The following is a 17,978-nucleotide window of genomic DNA, read 5'->3' on the forward strand; positions in this document are numbered from 1 at the left end:
GCGCCCGCGATTGCGATCGGTCAGGGCGCCGGTCGACGGACGAAAAAAAACCGCCTGCGATGAAGCAGGCGGTTTTCTCGGCCAGTGCGCCGGCATGCGTGCCGGCGTGGCGTCATTCCTTCGGGGCCGTCGCGCCGCCGTGCGCGGCCGACCACTCGGCCGGTGCGTGCAGGAATTTCTCGACTTCGTCGAGCGTCTTCGTCTCGAAGTAGCCCGACGCCTTCGCGACGCGCAGCACGTCCCACCACGTGGCGAGCGCGTGCAGGTCGACGTCGATGTCCTTCAGGACCGACACGCTTTCCTTGAAGATGTCGTAGTGGAACAGCACGAAGCAGTGGTTCACCGTCGCGCCCGCGGTGCGCAGCGCGTTGACGAAGTTGATCTTGCTGCGGCTGTCGGTCGTCAGGTCTTCCACCAGCAGCACGCGCGAGCCTTCCTCGAGATGGCCTTCGATCTGCGCATTGCGGCCGAAACCCTTCGGCTTTTTGCGCACGTACTGCATCGGCACCATCATCCGGTCCGCGATCCATGCCGCGAACGGGATGCCGGCCGTCTCGCCTCCCGCCACCGCGTCGATCTGCTCGAAGCCGATGTCGCGCGTGATCGTCGTTTCCGCCATTTCCATCAGCGCACGGCGCACGCGCGGATACGAGATCAGCTTGCGGCAGTCGATATAGACGGGGCTTGCCCAGCCGGACGTGAAGATGAACGGTTTTTCGGCATTGAAGTGCACCGCCTGCACTTCGAGCAGGATTTTGGCGGTCGTATCCGAGATCGACTGACGATCGTAGCCTGTCATGGGCATTCCTTGGGTGATGAGCGAGGAGCGGGCGCGGGCCCGGTGGCGCAGCAAGGGGAACCTGCCCTGGGGGCCGGGGCGCGATCGGAGCGCCGATCGCATCGCTGCGCGCGTAGCCCGATATTTTACCCGATTCAGGCCGGTTTTCGGCGGAATTCGCGCGGGTTCGCCGGGCCGCTCACCACCGGCGAAACAAACGGGGTGCGACCAGTCCGATGCTGATGCCGGGGATGCGGCGGTGCACCAACAGAGGTCATTTAGGGGGTGTACACTAGGCGACCCTTGGAAATCGTTCAGTACTTTGTACTTTCCTCTTGCCACCCGCCAAGGTTCGCTGGCGTGCCGATCCGGCGCGTCGCGGGCCGTCTCGCAGTCGACTATCCCCTCGATTCAGGCAGACGCGGCCGAAGGTGCTGTGTACTGAGTCGTCAATATTTCGCATGTCTCTCGCAGGTCAATCATGGACGAACAACTGAAGCAGGCCGCTCTCGCTTATCACCTGAACCCGAAACCCGGCAAGATTTCGGTCACCCCGACCAAGCCGCTGTCGAACCAGCTCGATCTGTCGCTCGCGTATTCGCCCGGCGTCGCCGCCGCGTGCGAGGCGATCCACGCCGATCCGCTCGACGCGCAGAAGTACACGTCGCGCGGCAACCTCGTCGGCGTCATCACGAACGGTACGGCCGTGCTCGGTCTCGGCAACATCGGCCCGCTCGCCGCGAAGCCGGTGATGGAAGGCAAGGGCTGCCTCTTCAAGAAATTCGCGGGCATCGACGTGTTCGACATCGAACTGTCGGAGTCCGACCCCGACAAGCTCGTCGAGGCGATCGCGATGCTCGAGCCGACGCTCGGCGGCATCAACCTCGAGGACATCAAGGCGCCGGAATGCTTCTACATCGAGCAGAAGCTGCGCGAGCGCATGAAGATCCCCGTCTTCCACGACGACCAGCACGGCACCGCGATCATCGCGTCGGCCGCGATCCTGAACGGCCTGAAGGTCGTCGGCAAGAAGCTGTCGGACGTGAAGCTCGTGTGTTCGGGCGCGGGCGCGGCAGCGATCGCGTGCCTGGACCTGCTGGTGAACCTCGGCCTCACGAAGTCGAACATCCTCGTCGCCGATTCGAAGGGCGTGATCTACGAAGGGCGCGGCAACCTCGATCCGTCGAAGCAGCGCTATGCGGCGAACACCGACGCGCGCACGCTCGCCGACGCGATCGTCGGCGCTGACGTGTTCCTCGGCTGCTCGAGCGCGGGCGTGCTGAAGCAGGACATGGTCAAGACGATGGGCGACCGCCCGCTGATCCTGGCGCTCGCGAACCCGGAACCGGAAATCCGCCCGGAAGACGCGAAGGCCGTCCGCCCGGACGCGATCGTCGCGACCGGCCGCTCGGACTACCCGAACCAGGTCAACAACGTGCTGTGCTTCCCGTTCATCTTCCGCGGCGCGCTCGACGTCGGCGCGACGACGATCACGGAAGAAATGAAGCTCGCGTGCGTGCGCGCAATTGCCGAGCTGGCCCAGGAAACCGACCAGAGCGAGGAAGTCGCGAAGGCGTATGAAGGCCATTCGCTCGAATTCGGGCCGGACTACCTGATTCCGAAGCCGTTCGACCCGCGCCTGATCATCAAGATCGCGCCGGCCGTCGCCCAGGCCGCGATGGATTCGGGCGTCGCCACGCGCCCGATCCAGGACATGGACGCGTACCGCGAGCAGCTCGGCGCGACCGTCTACCGCACCGGCATGGTGATGCGCCCGGTGTTCGCGACCGCGAAGCAGAAGGAGGCTCGCATCGTGTTCGCCGAAGGCGAGGACGAGCGCGTGCTGCGTGCCGCGCAGTTCGTGCTGCTGGAAAAGATCGCGAAGCCGATCATCATTGGCCGTCCGTCGGTCGTCGACATGCGCCTCGCGAAGATCGGCTCGAAGCTGAAGGCCGGCACCGATTTCGAAATCGTCGATCCGGAAGACGATGCGCGCTACCACCGTTACTGGCAGGCGTATCAGGAGATCGGCGCGCGCGACGGCGTGACGCCGGAAGTCGCGAAGGCCGCGATGCGCAAGTTCAACACGCTGATCGGCGCGATGCTCGTGCACCTGGGCGATGCGGACGGGATGATCTGCGGGATGATCGATACGTTCCACAGCCACCTGAAGTTCGTCGAGCAGGTGCTGGGCCGTGCGAACGGCGCCGAGCACCTCGCGGCGATGAACCTGCTGATGCTGCCGGGCCGCAACCTGTTCCTGTGCGACACGTACGTGAACGAAGTGCCGAGCGCGGAGCAGCTCGCCGACATGACGATCCAGGCGGCCGCCGAGATCGAGCGCTTCGGCATCGTGCCGAAGGCCGCGCTGCTGTCGAACTCGAACTTCGGCAGCGCGCCGTCCGCGTCGTCGCGCCGGATGGCCGAGGCCCGCAAGCTGATCGTCGAACGTGCGCCGAACCTCGAAGTCGACGGCGAAATGCACGGCGACGCGGCGCTGTCGGAAATGATCCGCAAGCAGGCGTTCCCGGGCACGACGCTGTCGGGCGAAGCGAACCTGCTGATCATGCCGAACGTCGAAGCCGCGAACATCGCGTACAACCTGCTGAAGATGGTCGGCGGCGAAGGCGTGACGGTCGGCCCGTTCCTGCTCGGCGCGGCCAAGCCGGTCCACATCCTGACGCCGGCCGCGACCGTGCGCCGGATCATCAACATGACGGCCGTTGCCGCCGCGAACGTGAACACGAAGTAAGTCCACGCCCGCGTGTGCCGCGCGTCACGCGCGGCGCAATGAAAAACGCCACGGAACCTGCGTTCCGTGGCGTTTTTTTTGCGTGAACCGTAAGAGGCGGCGCGGGCGGGGCGTTCTGACCGCGAACGCCCCGCCCGCCGCGTACCGTTATGCGACCTGCTGGTGCGACTGGCCGCCTGCCGGCGAACGCCACTTCGCGAGCAGCGTGTCCCACTTCTGGCGCACCGCGCGCAGGTTGTTCTCCTTCACGTGGCCGTAGCCGCGAATGCCGTCCGGCAGCGCCGCGAGCTCGAGCGCGAGCGGACGGTTGGCCGCGTTCAGCCTGGTCAGCACCTCGCCGATCAGCGCTTCGTACTCGCCGATCAGCGCGCGCTCGGTGCGGCGCTCCGCGGTGCGGCCGAACGGATCGAGCCCCGTGCCGCGCAGGAACTTCGCCTTCGCGAGCAGCCGGAACGCCGACATCATCCACGGGCCGTACGCCTTCTTCACGAGATGGCCGTGCGCATCCGTCTTCGCGAACAGCGGCGGCGCGAGGTGGAATTTCAGCTTCCAGTCGCCTTCGAACTGCGCGGTCAGGCGCGCGAGGAACGCGGGATCGGACTGCAGCCGCGCGACCTCGTATTCGTCCTTGTACGCCATCAGCTTGAACAGGTTGCGCGCGACCGCTTCGGTCAGCGGCTCCTGCACGGTGTCGCCGTCCGCCAGCGCACGCTCGGTGGCGCGCACCTTGTCGACGAATGCCGCATAACGCGACGCGTACGCGGCGTTCTGGTACGCGGTGAGGAATTCCACGCGCTTCGCGATCAGCGCGTCGACCGCCTTCTTCGTGTGCAGCGAGATCACCGTGGCGCCTTGCGCGGGGCGGGCGTCGCCGGCCGCGGCCTGCTTCACGCTGGCCAGGTCGTACGCGGCGCGGCGGCCCCAGTCGAAGGCCGCGCGGTTCTTGTCGACCGACACCGCGTTCAGCTCGATCGCGCGTTCGAGCGACGCGAGCGTCAGCGGCAGCCAGCCTTTCTGCCACGCGTAGCCGAGCACGAACGGGTTCGTGTAGATCGCGTCGCCGAGCAGCGCGACCGCGAAGCGGTTCGCGTCGATGAAGTCGACCGCTTCACCGGCCGCCGCGCGGATGTCGTTCTCGGCGGACACGCCGGGGAACGCCCAGTTCGGGTTCTTGATGAATTCGGCGGTCGGCGTCTGCGCGCTGTTGACGACCACCCGCGTCGTGTCGTGCCGCATCCGCGACGTGCACTCGTCGCCGGCCGTGACGATCGCATCGCAGCCGATCACGAGATCGGCTTCGCCCATCGCGATCCGCGTCGCATGGATGTCGGTCGGCGCGTGCGAGATCTGCACGTGGCTCATCACGGCGCCGCCTTTCTGCGCGAGGCCGGTGACGTCGAGCACGGTCACGCCCTTGTTCTCCAGGTGCGCGGCCATCCCGAGCAGCGCGCCGATCGTGACGACGCCCGTGCCGCCCACGCCGGTGACGAGCACGCCGTATGCACGGTCGATCGGCGGCAGCGTCGGTTCCGGAATCGGCGGCAATGCGCTGCCGTCGACCGACACGGCCTTCGGCTTCTTCAACTGGCCGCCCTCGACCGTGACGAAGCTCGGGCAGAAGCCCTTCACGCACGAAAAGTCCTTGTTGCAGCTCGACTGGTTGATCTGGCGCTTCGTGCCGAATTCGGTTTCCAGCGGCTCGACCGACAGGCAGTTCGACTGCACCGAGCAGTCGCCGCAGCCTTCGCACACTGCGTCGTTGATCACGACGCGCTTGGCCGGGTCCGGATACGTGCCGCGTTTGCGGCGACGACGCTTCTCGGTCGCGCAGGTCTGGTCGTAGATCAGGATCGTCGTGCCTTCGATCTCGCGCAGCTCGCGCTGCACGTCGTCGAGCTGGTCGCGGTGATGGATCGTCACGCCCGGTGCGAGCAGCGCCTTCTGGCTGTCGTACTTCTCCGGCTCGTCGGTGACGATCACGATCTTCTTCGCGCCTTCGGACGCGAGCTGGTGCGTGATCTGCGGCACCGTCAGCACGCCGTCGACCGGCTGGCCGCCCGTCATCGCCACCGCGTCGTTGTAGAGGATCTTGTAGGTGATGTTCGCCTTCGACGAGATCGCCGCGCGCACTGCCAGCAAGCCCGAGTGGAAATAGGTGCCGTCACCGAGGTTCGCGAACACGTGCTTCTCGTCCGTGAACGGCGCCTGGCCGATCCACGGCACGCCTTCGCCGCCCATCTGGCTGAAGGTGCTCGTGCTGCGGTCCATCCACACGGTCATGTAGTGGCAGCCGATCCCGGCGATCGCGCGCGAGCCTTCCGGCACGTTGGTCGACGTGTTGTGCGGGCAGCCCGAACAGAACCACGGCTTGCGCTCGGTCTGCACGTGCGGCTTCGCGAGCGCCATTTCCTTCGCGTTGATCACCGCGAGCCGCGCGGCGATGCGCGCGCGCACGTCGGACGGCAATTCGAACTTCTCGAGCCGCGTCGCGATCGCCTTCGCGATGATCGCCGGCGACAGCTCGTAGTGCGCGGGCAGCAGCCAGTTGCCCATCGGCACCGACCATTCGCCGCCGGCGCCGTCCTTCTCGTCGAACTTGCCGAACACGCGCGGGCGCTGCGCATCGGGCCAGTTGTACAGCTCTTCCTTGATCGCGTATTCGAGGATCTGGCGCTTTTCCTCGACCACCAGGATTTCGTCGAGGCCGCGCGCGAACGCCTGCGCGCCCTGCGCTTCGAGCGGCCACACGCAGCCGACTTTGTACAGCCGGATGCCGATCCGCGCGCAGGTTTCGTCGTCGAGGCCGAGATCGATCAGCGCCTGGCGCACGTCGAGGTACGCCTTGCCGCCGGTCATGATCCCGAAGCGCGCATGCGGCGAATCGATCTCGATCCGGTCGAGCTTGTTCGCACGGACGTAGGCGAGCGCCGCGTACCACTTGTAGTCGAGCAGCCGCGCTTCCTGCACGAGCGGCGGATCGGGCCAGCGGATGTTCAGGCCGCCTTCCGGCAGGATGAAATCGGTCGGCAACACGATCTCGGTGCGATGCGGGTCGATGTCGACCGACGCCGACGATTCGACGACGTCCGTCACGCACTTGAGCGCGACCCACAGGCCCGAATAACGGCTCATCGCCCAGCCGTGCAGGCCGAAATCGAGATATTCCTGCACGTTGGACGGGAATAGCACCGGTAGCCCGCAGGCCTTGAAGATGTGCTCGGACTGGTGCGCGAGCGTCGATGATTTCGCCGCGTGGTCGTCGCCGGCGAGCACCAGCACGCCGCCGTGCCGTGACGAGCCGGCCGAGTTCGCGTGCTTGAAGACGTCGCCGGTGCGATCGACGCCCGGGCCCTTGCCGTACCACATGCCGAATACGCCGTCGTGCTTCGCGCCGGGGTACAGGTTCACCTGCTGGGAGCCCCACACGGCGGTGGCGGCGAGATCTTCGTTGAGGCCGGGCTGGAAGACGATCTGGTGGGCGGCCAGGTACTGCTTGGCTTTCCAGAGCGACAGATCGAGGCCGCCGAGCGGCGAGCCGCGGTAGCCGGAGATGAAGCCGGCCGTATTGAGACCGGCGGCGCGGTCGCGTTCCTGCTGGAGCATCGGCAGGCGCACGAGGGCCTGAATGCCGCTCATGTACGCGCGGCCGCGTTCCAGTGTGTATTTGTCGTCAAGCGTGACGGACTTCAGCGCGGCTTCTAGCGACGCGCGTTGGTCTGCGTCTAGCGGGGCATTCATTAACTGTCTCCTCCACCCGGTCTGGGATCACCAAAACTTCGGTTGCGTCGGCATCTTTTGGATGCGTCTGCAGTGGCCGGCATGTTCGCCGGTTTTAAGGGATGGTAGCACTGGGGCAAACCCGCCGGTCATCGGCTGAAAGGCGGAGTGGATTGCGGCAGCGCGCCATAAAACAGGGCGTGATAATGCGTTACATCATGTAAAGGCATGTAAAGCCGGCCCTATCTGCGGGCAAATGCCGTTAATCTTGTCGGCCTGCCGGAGGTGCCCGGCCGCGTGGGTTCGTTCCGACGCAGTCGGGGAGGCGCCGGCAGTTTTACAGGAGGTGCAATGAACACACGTCATATCCAGAGTTTCCTGATCGTGTCCGCGGCGTTTTTCGCGATGACCGGCCCGGTGCACGCGCGAGGCGCGAGCGCACTGGCGGCAGCCGGCGCGCAGATGCGTCAGATCGTGCCGGCCCAGGACGCCGCAGCACAGCCGTCGGCCGAGCGTGCCGTCGAGTCGAAGGCGAACGTGCGTTGACGCGATCGCGCGGCCCGCTGGCTGCGCCGGAATGCAAAAAGGGCGGGAATCCGAGGATTCCCGCCCTTTTTCTTTGTGCCGCCGGATCGCTCAGCTGCCCGGTCGCCCGGCACCGCCGCGCGGCGGAAGCGTCAGGCCTTGTCCTGCACGACGCCGCGGCGGATCTGGTCGAGCTCGATCGATTCGAACAGCGCCTTGAAGTTGCCTTCGCCGAAGCCCTGGTTGCCCTTGCGCTGGATGATCTCGAAGAAGATCGGGCCGATCTGGTTTTCGGTGAAGATCTGCAGCAGCAGGTCGTCGCGCGCGCCGTCGATCAGGATCTTGCGCTTCTTCAGCTCGTCCAGCGATTCGCCGTGGTTCGGCACGCGGCGGTCGACCAGCTCGTAATACGTGTCGATCGTGTCGAGCAGCTTCACTTCCTTGCTGCGCAGCCCGTCGACCGCCTGGTAGATGTCGCTCGCGCCGAGCGCGATGTGCTGGATGCCTTCGCCGTGATACGCGTCGAGGTATTCCTGGATCTGGCCGGCCGTATCCGAGCCTTCCTCGTTGATCGGGATGCGGATCTTGCCGCACGGCGACGTCATCGCCTTCGACTTCACGCCCGTCACCTTGCCTTCGATGTCGAAATAGCGCACTTCGCGGAAGTTGAACAGGCGCTCGTAGAACTCGGCCCATTCCTGCATGCGGCCGCGATGCACGTTGTGCGTCAGGTGGTCGATGTAGGTGAGGCCGTGGCCGACCGGGTTCGGGTTCGCGCCGGGAATCGGCTCGAAGTCGACGTCGTAGATGCTGATGTCGCCGATCGCGCCCGGCTGCGCGCCGTTCTTGCCGCGCCAGCGGTCGACGAAGTAGATCAGCGAATCGCCGATGCCCTTGATCGCCGGGATGTTCAGCTCCATCGGGCCCGTCTTGTTGTCGAAGCCCCATGCGCCGAGTTCCAGCGCGTGCTGGTATGCCTTCGCGGCGTCCTGCACGCGGAACGCGATCGCGCAGATCGACGGGCCGTGCAGCCGCGCGAAGCGTTGCGCGAACGAATCGGGTTCGGCGTTGATGATGAAGTTGATGTCGCCCTGGCGGTAGACCGTCACATCCTTGTGGCGGTGGCGCGCGATCGCGGTGAAACCCATCCGTTCGAACAGTTGTCCGAGTGCTTTCGGGTCCGGTGCCGTGTATTCGATGAATTCGAAGCCGTCGGTGCCGACGGGGTTGTCCCAGGTGGGGATCTGCATGTCGTGTCTCCTGTACGGGGCGATCGGCCGGGGCGGCGTGCGCGTGCCCGGCGTGGTTCGAGGTCGACGGCCGCGCCGGCAAGGCACGTGCGCGGCGAGTCGAGACATGCGACAGAGTGTAGCGGGCGGCCGCGAGCGGAAACTTGCGAACTTAATCGCCCGCGCCTACGATGGCGCAATTTCCAGTCTCAAAATAATCAATGGAGGGCAGAAGATGGCGCAAGCCGAATTGGATGCCATCGATCGGCGAATTCTCGCGATTCTTCAGGAGAACGGGCGCCTGTCGAACCAGGAGATCGCCGAGCGCGTGAACCTGTCGCCGAGCCCGTGCCTGCGGCGGATCCGGCGGCTCGAGGAAATCGGCGTGATTACCGGCTATGTCGCGCTGCTGAATCCGCAGAAGCTCGGGCTCGACCTGCTTGCCTACGTGAGCGTGCGGCTGGAGAAGCGCGGCGGCCTCGCGCCGGTCCGGGCCGACGAGACGTCGGCGCGCGCGGGCGCGACCCACGCGGAGCTGTTTCGCGCGGCCGTGCAGACCTGGCCGGAAGTGGTCGCGTGCCACGCGATGACCGGCGACATGGATTACCTGCTGCGCGTGCAGGTCGAGGACATGGCGCATTTCTCCCGCTTCGTGCAGGAGCATCTGCTGCATCACCCGTCGGTGATCGACGTGAAAACGAGCTTTTCGCTCGACTGCTTCAAGGAAACGACGGCGTTGCCGATTCGTTCGGTGCGCTAGCGCGGCGGGGAAGGAAGGGCGCCGGGCGTGCCGCAGGCGCGGCCCGGCTGGCCGACGTCATCGACGTCAGGCCGTCAGTGCGGCGGGCATCAGCGATTCGATGAACTTCGTCGTGCGGTGCGCCTGGCGCTTCATCGCGTAGTCGAACACCGCGGCCTGTTCCTGCAGCATCTCGGCGATGATCGTCGAGTGGTCGGCCGGCGGCAGCGACAGGTACGCATCGGCTTCGCCGTACGTGTACTCGATCCGCATCCCGGACTTCTTCGCGATGTGCATCATCGTCGCGTTACGCGACAGGCAGTGCATGTACAGCATCGTCACGTGCGTGTTGCGGCTGCGGATCGCCGCGCGCTCGAACAGCTTCGAGCCGACGCCGCGGCCGCGCGCGCTCTCGAGCACCGACACGCCGAATTCCGCCGTGCGCGCGTCGCCCTCGGCCGGCAGATAGGCCAGATGGCCGACGCCGATCAGTTCGAGGTCGTGGTCGAACACGCCGAATACGGTATCGCGACCGAAATCGATCGTGCGGACATAGTTCTCGATCACGTGGTCGGGCACCATCTGGCCGAAGCGCAGCAGGCGGTCCTCTTCGTCGAGCGAGAGAAAGTGGGTGAGCATCTGCTCACGGTCTTTGGAAGCCAGTTCCCTGACGAGAACCGGCGCAGTACCGACCTTGCCGACAGCATCGGCACGGCCGTTGAATGGCGTGTTCATCGTGGGTTCCTCAGTGTGGGTGCACAAACGTGTTGTGCAATGCAACAGCATTTTACCCGAGCGGGGTTGGGGAAAACCCGCATTTGACGTTGTTTGTCCTGAGGGGAAATTCTAAACCTGCTTAGTTCATTCTGTATCTATTTGATTTTTAATAGATTTAAAATTCATCATATGAAATGCGCGGCGGGCTGTCGCAGTGTGCCTTCCGCGCAACGCATGCTGCTGCGCGGCAATCATGCGCCGGGCGACAGGCCGCGTTCCATCAGGTCGATCACCTGTTCGGCGAAATCGCGGTAGCCGAGGCGGCCGCCCGGCTTGAGCCACGTGAACGTCCAGTTGATCATCCCGAACACCATCATCGTGACCGACGTCTGGTTTTCCTTGGAGATCCGGTCCGGATAGGCGCGCGCGAGCTGGCGCGCGAACGCCGCGACGATATCGCGCTGGCGGTCGAGCACGATTTCGCGCTGCGCATCCTCCAGGTACTTCACGTCGTTGAGCAGCGCGACGTGGCGGCTGTGCGACGTCTCGTATTCGGCGAGGAACGCGCGCACGAGTTCGGCGAACGCGTCGCGCTCGCTGAGGCCGCGCCGCTGGCTCGCGCCCTCGACCTCGGCGATGATCAGCATCAGCCGTTTCGTGTAGCGGTCGAGCAGGTCGAACAGGATCGCTTCCTTGCTCTCGTAATAGTGATAGAGCCGCGCCTTCGACGTGCCGCTCGCGGTCGCGAGATCGGACATCGACGTGCTCGGGTAGCTCGTCTGCGCGAATTTCTCTGCGGCCAGGTCGAGGATCTGCTCGCGCTGGGATTCGTGGTCGGGCGCTCGGGTTCGGGCCATGGTCGAATACGGAAGATTAGCGGTGCGCGGCCGCGCGCACCTGCGTGGAAGAGAGGGCGTCGGGCGCGTCGTCCCGCAGCTCGAGCCGGCCGGCGGCCGCGAGTTCGCGGCAGCGCCACCAGGCGATCGAGTCGCTGACGAACAGCCCGCCGCGGTCGGCGGCGGCCATGATGCTGCCGACGAGGTGCCGCGCGGGCTGCCAGTCGGTTTCCGCGCGCGCGACGATCAGTGCGTCGAGATCGGCGTAGTGGCCGCTCTTGATCGTGTTGCTGACCCAATAACGCAGTTCGGCGTTCAGGTGCTTCGCTTCCTGCCATTCGAGCGCGAGACGGCCGATGCGCAGGACCGAGACCGGCGCGGCCACCGGCCGCTTGCGCGCCAGTTCCGCGGGCGAGAACATCCCGGTCGCGCAGGCCTGGTCGGTGCGCGACAGCGCTGCGCGCTGCGCGGCGTCGAGGTCGGCGGCCGACAGCCGCACCTCGTTCAGGCGCTGCGGCGCGTTGCGCAGGTGATAGGCGACGCGGCGCAGCAGCAGCTTGTCGCCGACGCTCGGCGCGTGCCACACGACGACCTGGCCGGTCTCCGTCGCGAGCTGGTCGAGGCGTGCGATTTCGCCTTCGATTTCCGCGTTCCAGTCGGGAATCTGGTCGCCGAGCACGTGCTGCCAGAAAGCGGCGCGCGTGTCGGGCGTCTCGTCGACGCCCTTCAGCGGCCCGACCGCAAGATCGTCGAGCAAACCGACGACGCGCTCGTCGCGTCCGGTTTGCGCAAGGGCCTCGCGCAGCGACGCGGCGGCGGTGCCGCCCTGAATCACATGAATGGTACTCATCGGCCTGTCGTCAACAAAAGAAAACCGCCGGCCGGGCGGACGTTGCGATGTCCCGCCGGCCGGCGGCCCCTAGTGTAAGCGAGATGTGTGACGACGAGAAACCGGCGCGCCGCGCCGGTGCGATGCCGCTCAACGTTCGTCGAAGCTCACGACGACCTTGTCGCTGATCGGGTGGCACTGGCACGTCAGCACGAAACCGTCCTTCACTTCGTGCGCCTCGAGCGTGTAGTTCTTCTCCATCCGCACTTCGCCTTCGACCACCTTCGCGCGGCACGTGCAGCACACGCCGCCCTTGCACGCGTACGGCAGCGCGAGGCCCGCGCGCAGGCCCACGTCGAGCAGGCTCACGCCTTCGTACGGCAAGCGCAGCTTGCGCTTCTTGCCGTCGAGCACGATTTCGAGGTCGGCGGCCGGCGTCTGGTCGGTGATCTCGACGACCGGTGCGCCGGCCTGGGGCAGCGGCGAGCCGAAGCGCTCGACGTGCACCTTCGCCGGCGGCACGCCGGCCGCCTTCAGCGCGGCTTCGGCGGCGTCCATCATCGGCGCCGGGCCGCAGATGAACGCCTCGTCGATCGCGTCGGCCGGCGTCAGCGTGCCGAGGAATTCCGCGCATTTCGCCTGGTCGAGCACGCCGTTGAACAGCTCGACGTCCTGCAGATCGTCCGACAGCACGTGATAGAGGACGAAGCGGTTGATGTAGCGGTTCTTCAGGTCCTCGAGCTCCTCCGCGAACATGATCGCGTCGACGCTGCGGTTGCCGTAGATCAGCGTGAACGTGCTGCGCGGCTCGAGTTCGAGCGTCGTCTTCACGATCGCGAGCACCGGCGTGATCCCCGAGCCGCCGGAAAACGCGACGTACTGCTTGCCGTGGTCGGCGTTCAGGTGCGTGAAGAAGCGGCCGTCCGGCGTCATCACGTCGATCGTGTGGCCGGGCTTCAGCGTGTCGAACGCGAAGTTCGAGAAGCGGCCGCCGCGCACGCGCTTGATGCCGATGCGCAGTTCGCCGTCACGGTCGTAGTCCGTCGTGCCGACGCAGATCGAATACGAGCGGCGCGTCTCCTCGCCGTCGATGTGAGTCTTCAGCGTGACGAACTGGCCCTGCGTGAAGCGGTATGCGTCGCGCAGCTCGGGCGGCACGTCGAACGAGACGGTCACGGCGTCGGCGGTCTCGGGCCGCACGTCGCGGATACGCAGCGGGTGAAATTGCGGGGTCGCCATATTCAGTAGGGTTTGAAGTAGTCGAAGGGTTCGCGGCAGTCGACGCAGCGATACAGCGCCTTGCAGGCCGTGGACGCGAATTGCGCGAGACGTTCGGTGCGCGCGGAGCCGCAACGCGGGCAGGCGGGCGCCGCGACCGGCCGCGGCACGAAGCGCACGACGTTTTCCCGCGGCGCGGCGCTGCCGCACTGACCGACCGGCGGCGCGATGCCGTACGCGCGCAGCTTGTCGCGCGCTTCCTGCGTGATCCAGTCGGTCGTCCACGCGGGGGCGAGCACGGTCTCGATCCGGTGCGGCGGCAGATCGGCGGCCTGCAGCGCGGCGGCGATGTCCTCGGCGATCTGCGACATCGCCGGGCAGCCCGAGTAGGTCGGCGTGATCACGACTTCGAGCCGGCCGTCGTCCGCGCGGCGGACGTCGCGCAGGATGCCGAGCTCGCGGATCGACACGACCGGGATCTCCGGATCGGGCACGGCTTCCAGCACGTCCCACGCGCGGGTGAGCAGCGGATCGTCGGGGTGCGCGGCGGGGGCGGCGTGGGCAGGGGCGGCGGTCTGGGCGGACATCGTCGGGCTCCGTGGCGTGGGCCGGTTACCAGCTCGCGCCGGGGTGCTGGCGCGCGAGGCTCTGCATTTCCGCGAGGAGGTAGCCCATGTGTTCCGAGTGCTCGCCCTGCTTGCCGGTCGTCACATGCTTCACGGGGGCCGGCAGCGTGAGCGTCGCTTCGGCGAGCGCGTCGTCCACGTCCGCGCGCCACGCGGCCTCGATCGCGGCCGGCGCCGGGCCGATGCCCGGTGCGACGATCGCGTCGTCGACCGCATCGGCGGCGAAGAATTCGCGCGTATACGGCATCAGGTAGTCGAGCGCGGCCTGCGCGCGGTGGTGCGATTCATCGGTGCCGTCGCCGAGGCGCACGAGCCATTCGCGCGCATGTTGGACGTGATAGCGGGTTTCCTTCACCGATTTCGCGGCGATCGCGGCCAGTTGCGTGTCGGTCGACGTTTCCAGCGCGCTCCACACGTGCAGCATCAGCGCCGCGTACAGGAAGTTGCGCACGATCGTCACCGCGTAGTCCTTGTCGGCGTGCGCGGTGCCGGCGAGCGGGCCGTAGTGCGGCAGCTCGGCGAGCGTGAAGTTTGCGAATTCGCGCTCGGTGCGGAAGTACGCGTAGTCGTCCTCGGTCTTCGTCGCGCCGGTGAGCTGGCGATCGAGCTCGGCCGCGTGCGTGTACAGCATGCGCGCCTGGCCGATGAGGTCGAGGCTCATGTTGGTGAGCGCAATGTCTTCCTCGAGGATCGGGCCGTGGCCGCACCATTCGGCGTTGCGCTGACCGAGGATCAGCGCGTTGTCCGCGAGGCGCAGCACGTAGGAGAGGTGTTCGGGCGTGATCGTCATGGCGCGGGCGTTACATGTGGTTGACTTCGTCGGGCAGCGTATAGAACGTCGGGTGACGGTAGATCTTGTCGCCCGCCGGCTCGAACAGTTCGGCCTTTTCGCTCGGATCCGACGCGGTGATCGCCGACGACGGCACCACCCAGATGCTCACGCCTTCCTGGCGGCGCGTGTAGACGTCGCGCGCCATGCGCAGCGCCATCGTCGCGTCGGCGGCGTGCAGGCTGCCGCAATGCTTGTGATCGAGGCCCTGCTTGCTGCGCACGAACACTTCCCAGATCGGCCATTCCTTGTTCATCGCTTTCTCCTGATTCCTGAATTCGAGGGTTGCCGCTCAGGCGGCGTGTTGTTCGGCGCGGGCGCGGCGCTTCGCTTCGTGCGCGAGCGCGGCTTCGCGCACCCAGGCGCCGTCCTCGTGTGCTTTCACGCGAGTCGCGAGGCGTTCCTTGTTGCACGGGCCGTCGCCGTTGACGACGCGCCAGAATTCGTCCCAGTCGATCGTGCCGTAGTCGTGGTGGCCGCGCGCCTCGTTCCATTTCAGGCCAGGGTCGGGCAACGTCACGCCGAGCACTTTCGCCTGGTCGACCGTCGCGTCGACGAATTTCTGGCGCAGATCGTCGTTCGAGATCCGCTTGATGCCCCATTTGGCGGACTGGCTGCTGTGGACCGAATCGGCGTCGCCCGGGCCGAACATCATCAGCACCGGCCACCACCAGCGGTCGACGGCCTGCTGGACCATCGCGCGCTGCGCGTCGCTGCCCTTCATCATCGACAGCAGCGCGTCGAAACCCTGGCGCTGGTGGAACGACTCTTCCTTGCACACGCGGATCATCGCGCGCGCGTACGGGCCGTACGTGCAACGGCACAGCGGGATCTGGTTCATGATCGCGGCGCCGTCGACCAGCCAGCCGATCACGCCGACGTCGGCCCAGGTTGGCGTAGGGTAGTTGAAGATGCTCGAGTATTTCGCCTTGCCGGCGTGCAGTGCGTCGATCAGCGAGTCGCGCGATACGCCGAGCGTTTCGGCCGCGCTATAAAGATAGAGGCCGTGGCCGGCTTCGTCCTGCACCTTCGCGAGCAGGATCGCCTTGCGCTTCAGGCTCGGCGCGCGCGAGATCCAGTTGCCTTCCGGCAGCATGCCGACGACTTCCGAATGCGCGTGCTGCGAGATCTGGCGTACCAGCGTCTTGCGATACGCGTCGGGCATCCAGTCCTGCGGTTCGATCTTGCCGTCCGCGGCCATCACTGCATCGAACCGCGCCTGCTCGGGCGACTCGGCTGCGGCGTCGAGCGGCGCGACGTTGCCGGGGATGTCGAGGGATTGCGTGTACATGGCGAAGGCTCTCGTCCGGTTGAATGTGTGCGAAGTATAAACCAACCGACCGGTCGGTTAATAAATTTCTTGCGGATTTGCAGCGGGACTCGGGTAAACGAGGGACGTCGGGGCGCGATCAGGTCGCGCAACTGCGGCTCCGCACGTGGGGCTCGCGTCTTCTGCGGCACAATGCCCGCTTTCCGATGAGGATTTTGCCGATGTCATTTCGAAGCAGTTTCGCCGCGGCCGTGCTGGGGGCGGCCGTTTTCGTGTCGCCGCTTGCGGCGTCGGCCGCGCCGGCCGGTTGGGTCGCCGCGTGGGCGACCGCGCTGCAGCCGATTCCCGATCTCGCCGCACCGCCGCCGCTCTACCGCGCACCCGACGTGGCCGGGCGGACCGTGCGCCAGATCGTCTACCCGACCGTGTCGGGGCGGGCCGCGCGGATTCGCGTGAGCAATGCATACGGTCGCGCGCCGCTGGTCGTCGAGGCAGCGAGCCTCGCGCGCGCCGGGGAAGGGGCGGCACTCGCCGGCGGCGCGGCGGTGCCGGTCCGGTTCGGCGGCAAGGCGTCGGTGACGCTCGCGCCGGGCCAGGCGCTCGAAAGCGATCCGGTGGCGATCGACGTGACGGCCGCGCAGCCGTATGCGGTCAGTCTCCAGATGGGGCCTAACCAGCGGATGACGGTCTGGCATCGCGTGTCGAACCAGTTCAACTATGTGTCCGCGCCGGGCGATCACGTGGGCGATCCGGGCGCCGGCGCGTTCCGCACCCGGTTTACGCAATACGCGTGGGTGACCGAGCTGGCCGTCGAGACGGGTTCCGCACGCGCCAGCGTCGCCGCGATCGGCGATTCGATCACCGATGGGCTGCGCTCCAGCGTGAACCGGAACCGTCGCTGGCCCGACGCGCTCGCACGCCGGCTGACGGCGTCGGGCGCCGATTCGATCGGCGTCGTGAATCTCGGCATCAGCGGGAACCGGCTGCTCAGCGATTCCGCGTGCTACGGCACGTCGCTGGCGTCGCGGTTCGAGCGCGATGCGCTGTCGCGCTCGGGCGTGAAGGCGGCGATCGTGCTGATCGGGATCAACGACATCAACTTCGCGGCGATGCCGCCGCGCGCGGGGCTCGATTGCGATCACCCGCATACGCAGGTGACGGCCGCGTCGCTGATCGACGGCTATCGCCGGCTGATCGAGGCGGCGCACCGGCAGGGCGTGAAGGTCTTCGGCGCGACGCTCACGCCGGCAGCGTTGCCGGCGGGACGCGAAGCGATCCGGCTCGAGGTGAACCGGTGGATCCGCAGCGGCGGCGGGTTCGACGGCGTGGTGGACTTCGATGCGGTGCTGCGCGATCCGGCGCGCCCGAGCGTGCTGCAGCGCCGATACGATAGCGGCGACGGCATCCATCCGAGCGATGCGGGCTACACGGCGATGGCCGACGCGGTGCCGGTTGAGCAACTGCAGGCCGCGGTGGGCGGCAAGTGACGCGCTTCTATATATAGAGGGAAAGGTTGCCGACGGCCTGTGGGCCGACGGCGCGACATCGTTCGTCGAGCCCAAAGCCTCCGTGCGCGGCAGCGCACGGAGGCTTTTTCAAACTTTCTTCACAAAGGGCTTGCGCGGATGGGGGCGGATGCTTAGAATCACGCCTCTTTCACGCTAACGGAAACGCGGCGCGGGAGGAAGGGAAGCGGTGCTGTTGGGGTTCGGTGGTAGCGAGCCTTGGCGGCGCAGGAAGTTGAGCCCCGCAGTCGCAACGATGTAGTGTAAAAAGTTGTTGACGATCTGCGAAACACGGTTCATAATCTCGCTTCTCTGCTGCTGAAAACGCAGCGCTGCTGAGAAACTTCAGGTTCCTCGCAGAAATGCTCTTTAAAAATTAACAGCCGATAAGTGTGGGCGCTTGATGGA

General features: G+C 66.4%; 15 protein-coding genes. 4 read left to right on the plus strand and 11 right to left on the minus strand.

The features are described from left to right. Positions 1 to 112 precede the first annotated feature (112 nt). A complete protein-coding gene (locus HWX03_RS35580) occupies positions 113 to 799 on the minus strand; it encodes an orotate phosphoribosyltransferase (protein ID WP_011546659.1) in 687 nt (228 codons plus the stop codon). A gap of 460 nt (positions 800 to 1,259) precedes the next feature. Between HWX03_RS35580 and HWX03_RS35585 the strand changes: the two genes are divergently transcribed. Then, entirely contained in the window at positions 1,260 to 3,530 is a 2,271-nt protein-coding gene (locus HWX03_RS35585) for an NADP-dependent malic enzyme (RefSeq protein ID WP_175823284.1), read from the plus strand. A 147-nt stretch (positions 3,531 to 3,677) separates the two neighbouring features. Here the strand turns inward: HWX03_RS35585 and HWX03_RS35590 are convergent, their stop codons facing one another. Next, positions 3,678 to 7,268 carry an indolepyruvate ferredoxin oxidoreductase family protein gene (locus HWX03_RS35590; protein ID WP_175874523.1) on the minus strand — a complete coding sequence of 1,197 codons (3,591 nt, stop codon included), beginning with the start codon at positions 7,266 to 7,268 and terminating at the stop codon, positions 3,678 to 3,680. A gap of 330 nt (positions 7,269 to 7,598) precedes the next feature. On the opposite strand from HWX03_RS35590, the gene HWX03_RS35595 reads away from it, so the two are divergent. Beyond that, positions 7,599 to 7,793 (plus strand): hypothetical protein, encoded by a 195-nt coding sequence (locus HWX03_RS35595; protein WP_174432447.1) that lies wholly within the window; start codon positions 7,599 to 7,601, stop codon positions 7,791 to 7,793. 131 nt (positions 7,794 to 7,924) lie between these two features. Here HWX03_RS35595 and hppD read toward each other — a convergent pair whose 3' ends face one another. Next, positions 7,925 to 9,022, minus strand: coding sequence for a 4-hydroxyphenylpyruvate dioxygenase (hppD, locus tag HWX03_RS35600; protein WP_132023223.1), 1,098 nt, complete (start codon positions 9,020 to 9,022; stop codon positions 7,925 to 7,927). Between the two features lie 214 nt (positions 9,023 to 9,236). On the opposite strand from hppD, the gene HWX03_RS35605 reads away from it, so the two are divergent. Beyond that, positions 9,237 to 9,761 (plus strand): Lrp/AsnC family transcriptional regulator, encoded by a 525-nt coding sequence (locus tag HWX03_RS35605; protein WP_040143005.1) that lies wholly within the window; start codon positions 9,237 to 9,239, stop codon positions 9,759 to 9,761. A 66-nt stretch (positions 9,762 to 9,827) separates the two neighbouring features. Here the strand turns inward: HWX03_RS35605 and HWX03_RS35610 are convergent, their stop codons facing one another. The 8 genes from HWX03_RS35610 to paaA all read right to left on the minus strand — a co-directional run bounded on the left by HWX03_RS35610 (position 9,828) and on the right by paaA (position 16,086). Then, on the minus strand, positions 9,828 to 10,475 hold the full coding sequence (locus HWX03_RS35610) for a GNAT family protein (protein ID WP_175823282.1): 648 nt from the start codon (positions 10,473 to 10,475) through the stop codon (positions 9,828 to 9,830). Between the two features lie 233 nt (positions 10,476 to 10,708). Further along, positions 10,709 to 11,314, minus strand: coding sequence for a TetR/AcrR family transcriptional regulator (locus tag HWX03_RS35615; protein ID WP_006757885.1), 606 nt, complete (start codon positions 11,312 to 11,314; stop codon positions 10,709 to 10,711). A 16-nt stretch (positions 11,315 to 11,330) separates the two neighbouring features. Beyond that, positions 11,331 to 12,143 carry a DUF1835 domain-containing protein gene (locus tag HWX03_RS35620; RefSeq protein ID WP_175874524.1) on the minus strand — a complete coding sequence of 271 codons (813 nt, stop codon included), beginning with the start codon at positions 12,141 to 12,143 and terminating at the stop codon, positions 11,331 to 11,333. Positions 12,144 to 12,272: 129 nt separating this feature from the next. Beyond that, the gene (paaE, locus tag HWX03_RS35625) at positions 12,273 to 13,361 is read right to left on the minus strand and encodes a 1,2-phenylacetyl-CoA epoxidase subunit PaaE (RefSeq protein WP_175874525.1); all 1,089 of its coding nucleotides are present in this window, start codon (positions 13,359 to 13,361) and stop codon (positions 12,273 to 12,275) included. Positions 13,362 to 13,363: 2 nt separating this feature from the next. Then, positions 13,364 to 13,927: a 1,2-phenylacetyl-CoA epoxidase subunit PaaD gene (gene paaD / locus HWX03_RS35630; RefSeq protein WP_175874526.1), complete on the minus strand. Its 564-nt coding sequence runs from the start codon at positions 13,925 to 13,927 to the stop codon at positions 13,364 to 13,366. 25 nt (positions 13,928 to 13,952) lie between these two features. Beyond that, positions 13,953 to 14,756 carry a 1,2-phenylacetyl-CoA epoxidase subunit PaaC gene (gene paaC / locus HWX03_RS35635; RefSeq protein WP_175874527.1) on the minus strand — a complete coding sequence of 268 codons (804 nt, stop codon included), beginning with the start codon at positions 14,754 to 14,756 and terminating at the stop codon, positions 13,953 to 13,955. A 10-nt stretch (positions 14,757 to 14,766) separates the two neighbouring features. Then, positions 14,767 to 15,051, minus strand: coding sequence for a 1,2-phenylacetyl-CoA epoxidase subunit PaaB (paaB, locus tag HWX03_RS35640; RefSeq protein WP_006482881.1), 285 nt, complete (start codon positions 15,049 to 15,051; stop codon positions 14,767 to 14,769). A 36-nt stretch (positions 15,052 to 15,087) separates the two neighbouring features. Continuing rightward, positions 15,088 to 16,086, minus strand: a complete 999-nt coding sequence (gene paaA, locus HWX03_RS35645; RefSeq protein ID WP_175874528.1) for a 1,2-phenylacetyl-CoA epoxidase subunit PaaA — start codon at positions 16,084 to 16,086, stop codon at positions 15,088 to 15,090. A 200-nt stretch (positions 16,087 to 16,286) separates the two neighbouring features. Here paaA and HWX03_RS35650 point away from each other — a divergent pair, with 200 nt between their 5' ends. Continuing rightward, a complete protein-coding gene (locus HWX03_RS35650; RefSeq protein ID WP_175874529.1) occupies positions 16,287 to 17,552 on the plus strand; it encodes an SGNH/GDSL hydrolase family protein in 1,266 nt (421 codons plus the stop codon). The last annotated feature ends 426 nt before the right edge of the window (positions 17,553 to 17,978 follow it).

The sequence above is a fragment of the Burkholderia sp. BCC0397 genome (assembly GCF_902832865.1).
Classification (GTDB): domain Bacteria; phylum Pseudomonadota; class Gammaproteobacteria; order Burkholderiales; family Burkholderiaceae; genus Burkholderia.

Excerpts from the sequence above, each read along its gene's own strand:
- paaE (WP_175874525.1), bottom strand. The coding sequence starts at position 13,361 with ATGGCGACCCCGCAATTTCACCCGCTGCGTATCCGCGACGTGCGGCCC.
- paaB (WP_006482881.1), bottom strand. The coding sequence starts at position 15,051 with ATGAACAAGGAATGGCCGATCTGGGAAGTGTTCGTGCGCAGCAAGCAG.
- HWX03_RS35605 (WP_040143005.1), top strand. The coding sequence starts at position 9,237 with ATGGCGCAAGCCGAATTGGATGCCATCGATCGGCGAATTCTCGCGATT.
- HWX03_RS35615 (WP_006757885.1), bottom strand. The coding sequence starts at position 11,314 with ATGGCCCGAACCCGAGCGCCCGACCACGAATCCCAGCGCGAGCAGATC.
- HWX03_RS35620 (WP_175874524.1), bottom strand. The coding sequence starts at position 12,143 with ATGAGTACCATTCATGTGATTCAGGGCGGCACCGCCGCCGCGTCGCTG.
- paaA (WP_175874528.1), bottom strand. The coding sequence starts at position 16,086 with ATGTACACGCAATCCCTCGACATCCCCGGCAACGTCGCGCCGCTCGAC.
- HWX03_RS35580 (WP_011546659.1), bottom strand. The coding sequence starts at position 799 with ATGACAGGCTACGATCGTCAGTCGATCTCGGATACGACCGCCAAAATC.
- HWX03_RS35650 (WP_175874529.1), top strand. The coding sequence starts at position 16,287 with ATGTCATTTCGAAGCAGTTTCGCCGCGGCCGTGCTGGGGGCGGCCGTT.
- paaC (WP_175874527.1), bottom strand. The coding sequence starts at position 14,756 with ATGACGATCACGCCCGAACACCTCTCCTACGTGCTGCGCCTCGCGGAC.
- hppD (WP_132023223.1), bottom strand. The coding sequence starts at position 9,022 with ATGCAGATCCCCACCTGGGACAACCCCGTCGGCACCGACGGCTTCGAA.
- paaD (WP_175874526.1), bottom strand. The coding sequence starts at position 13,927 with ATGTCCGCCCAGACCGCCGCCCCTGCCCACGCCGCCCCCGCCGCGCAC.
- HWX03_RS35610 (WP_175823282.1), bottom strand. The coding sequence starts at position 10,475 with ATGAACACGCCATTCAACGGCCGTGCCGATGCTGTCGGCAAGGTCGGT.
- HWX03_RS35585 (WP_175823284.1), top strand. The coding sequence starts at position 1,260 with ATGGACGAACAACTGAAGCAGGCCGCTCTCGCTTATCACCTGAACCCG.
- HWX03_RS35595 (WP_174432447.1), top strand. The coding sequence starts at position 7,599 with ATGAACACACGTCATATCCAGAGTTTCCTGATCGTGTCCGCGGCGTTT.
- HWX03_RS35590 (WP_175874523.1), bottom strand. The coding sequence starts at position 7,268 with ATGAATGCCCCGCTAGACGCAGACCAACGCGCGTCGCTAGAAGCCGCG.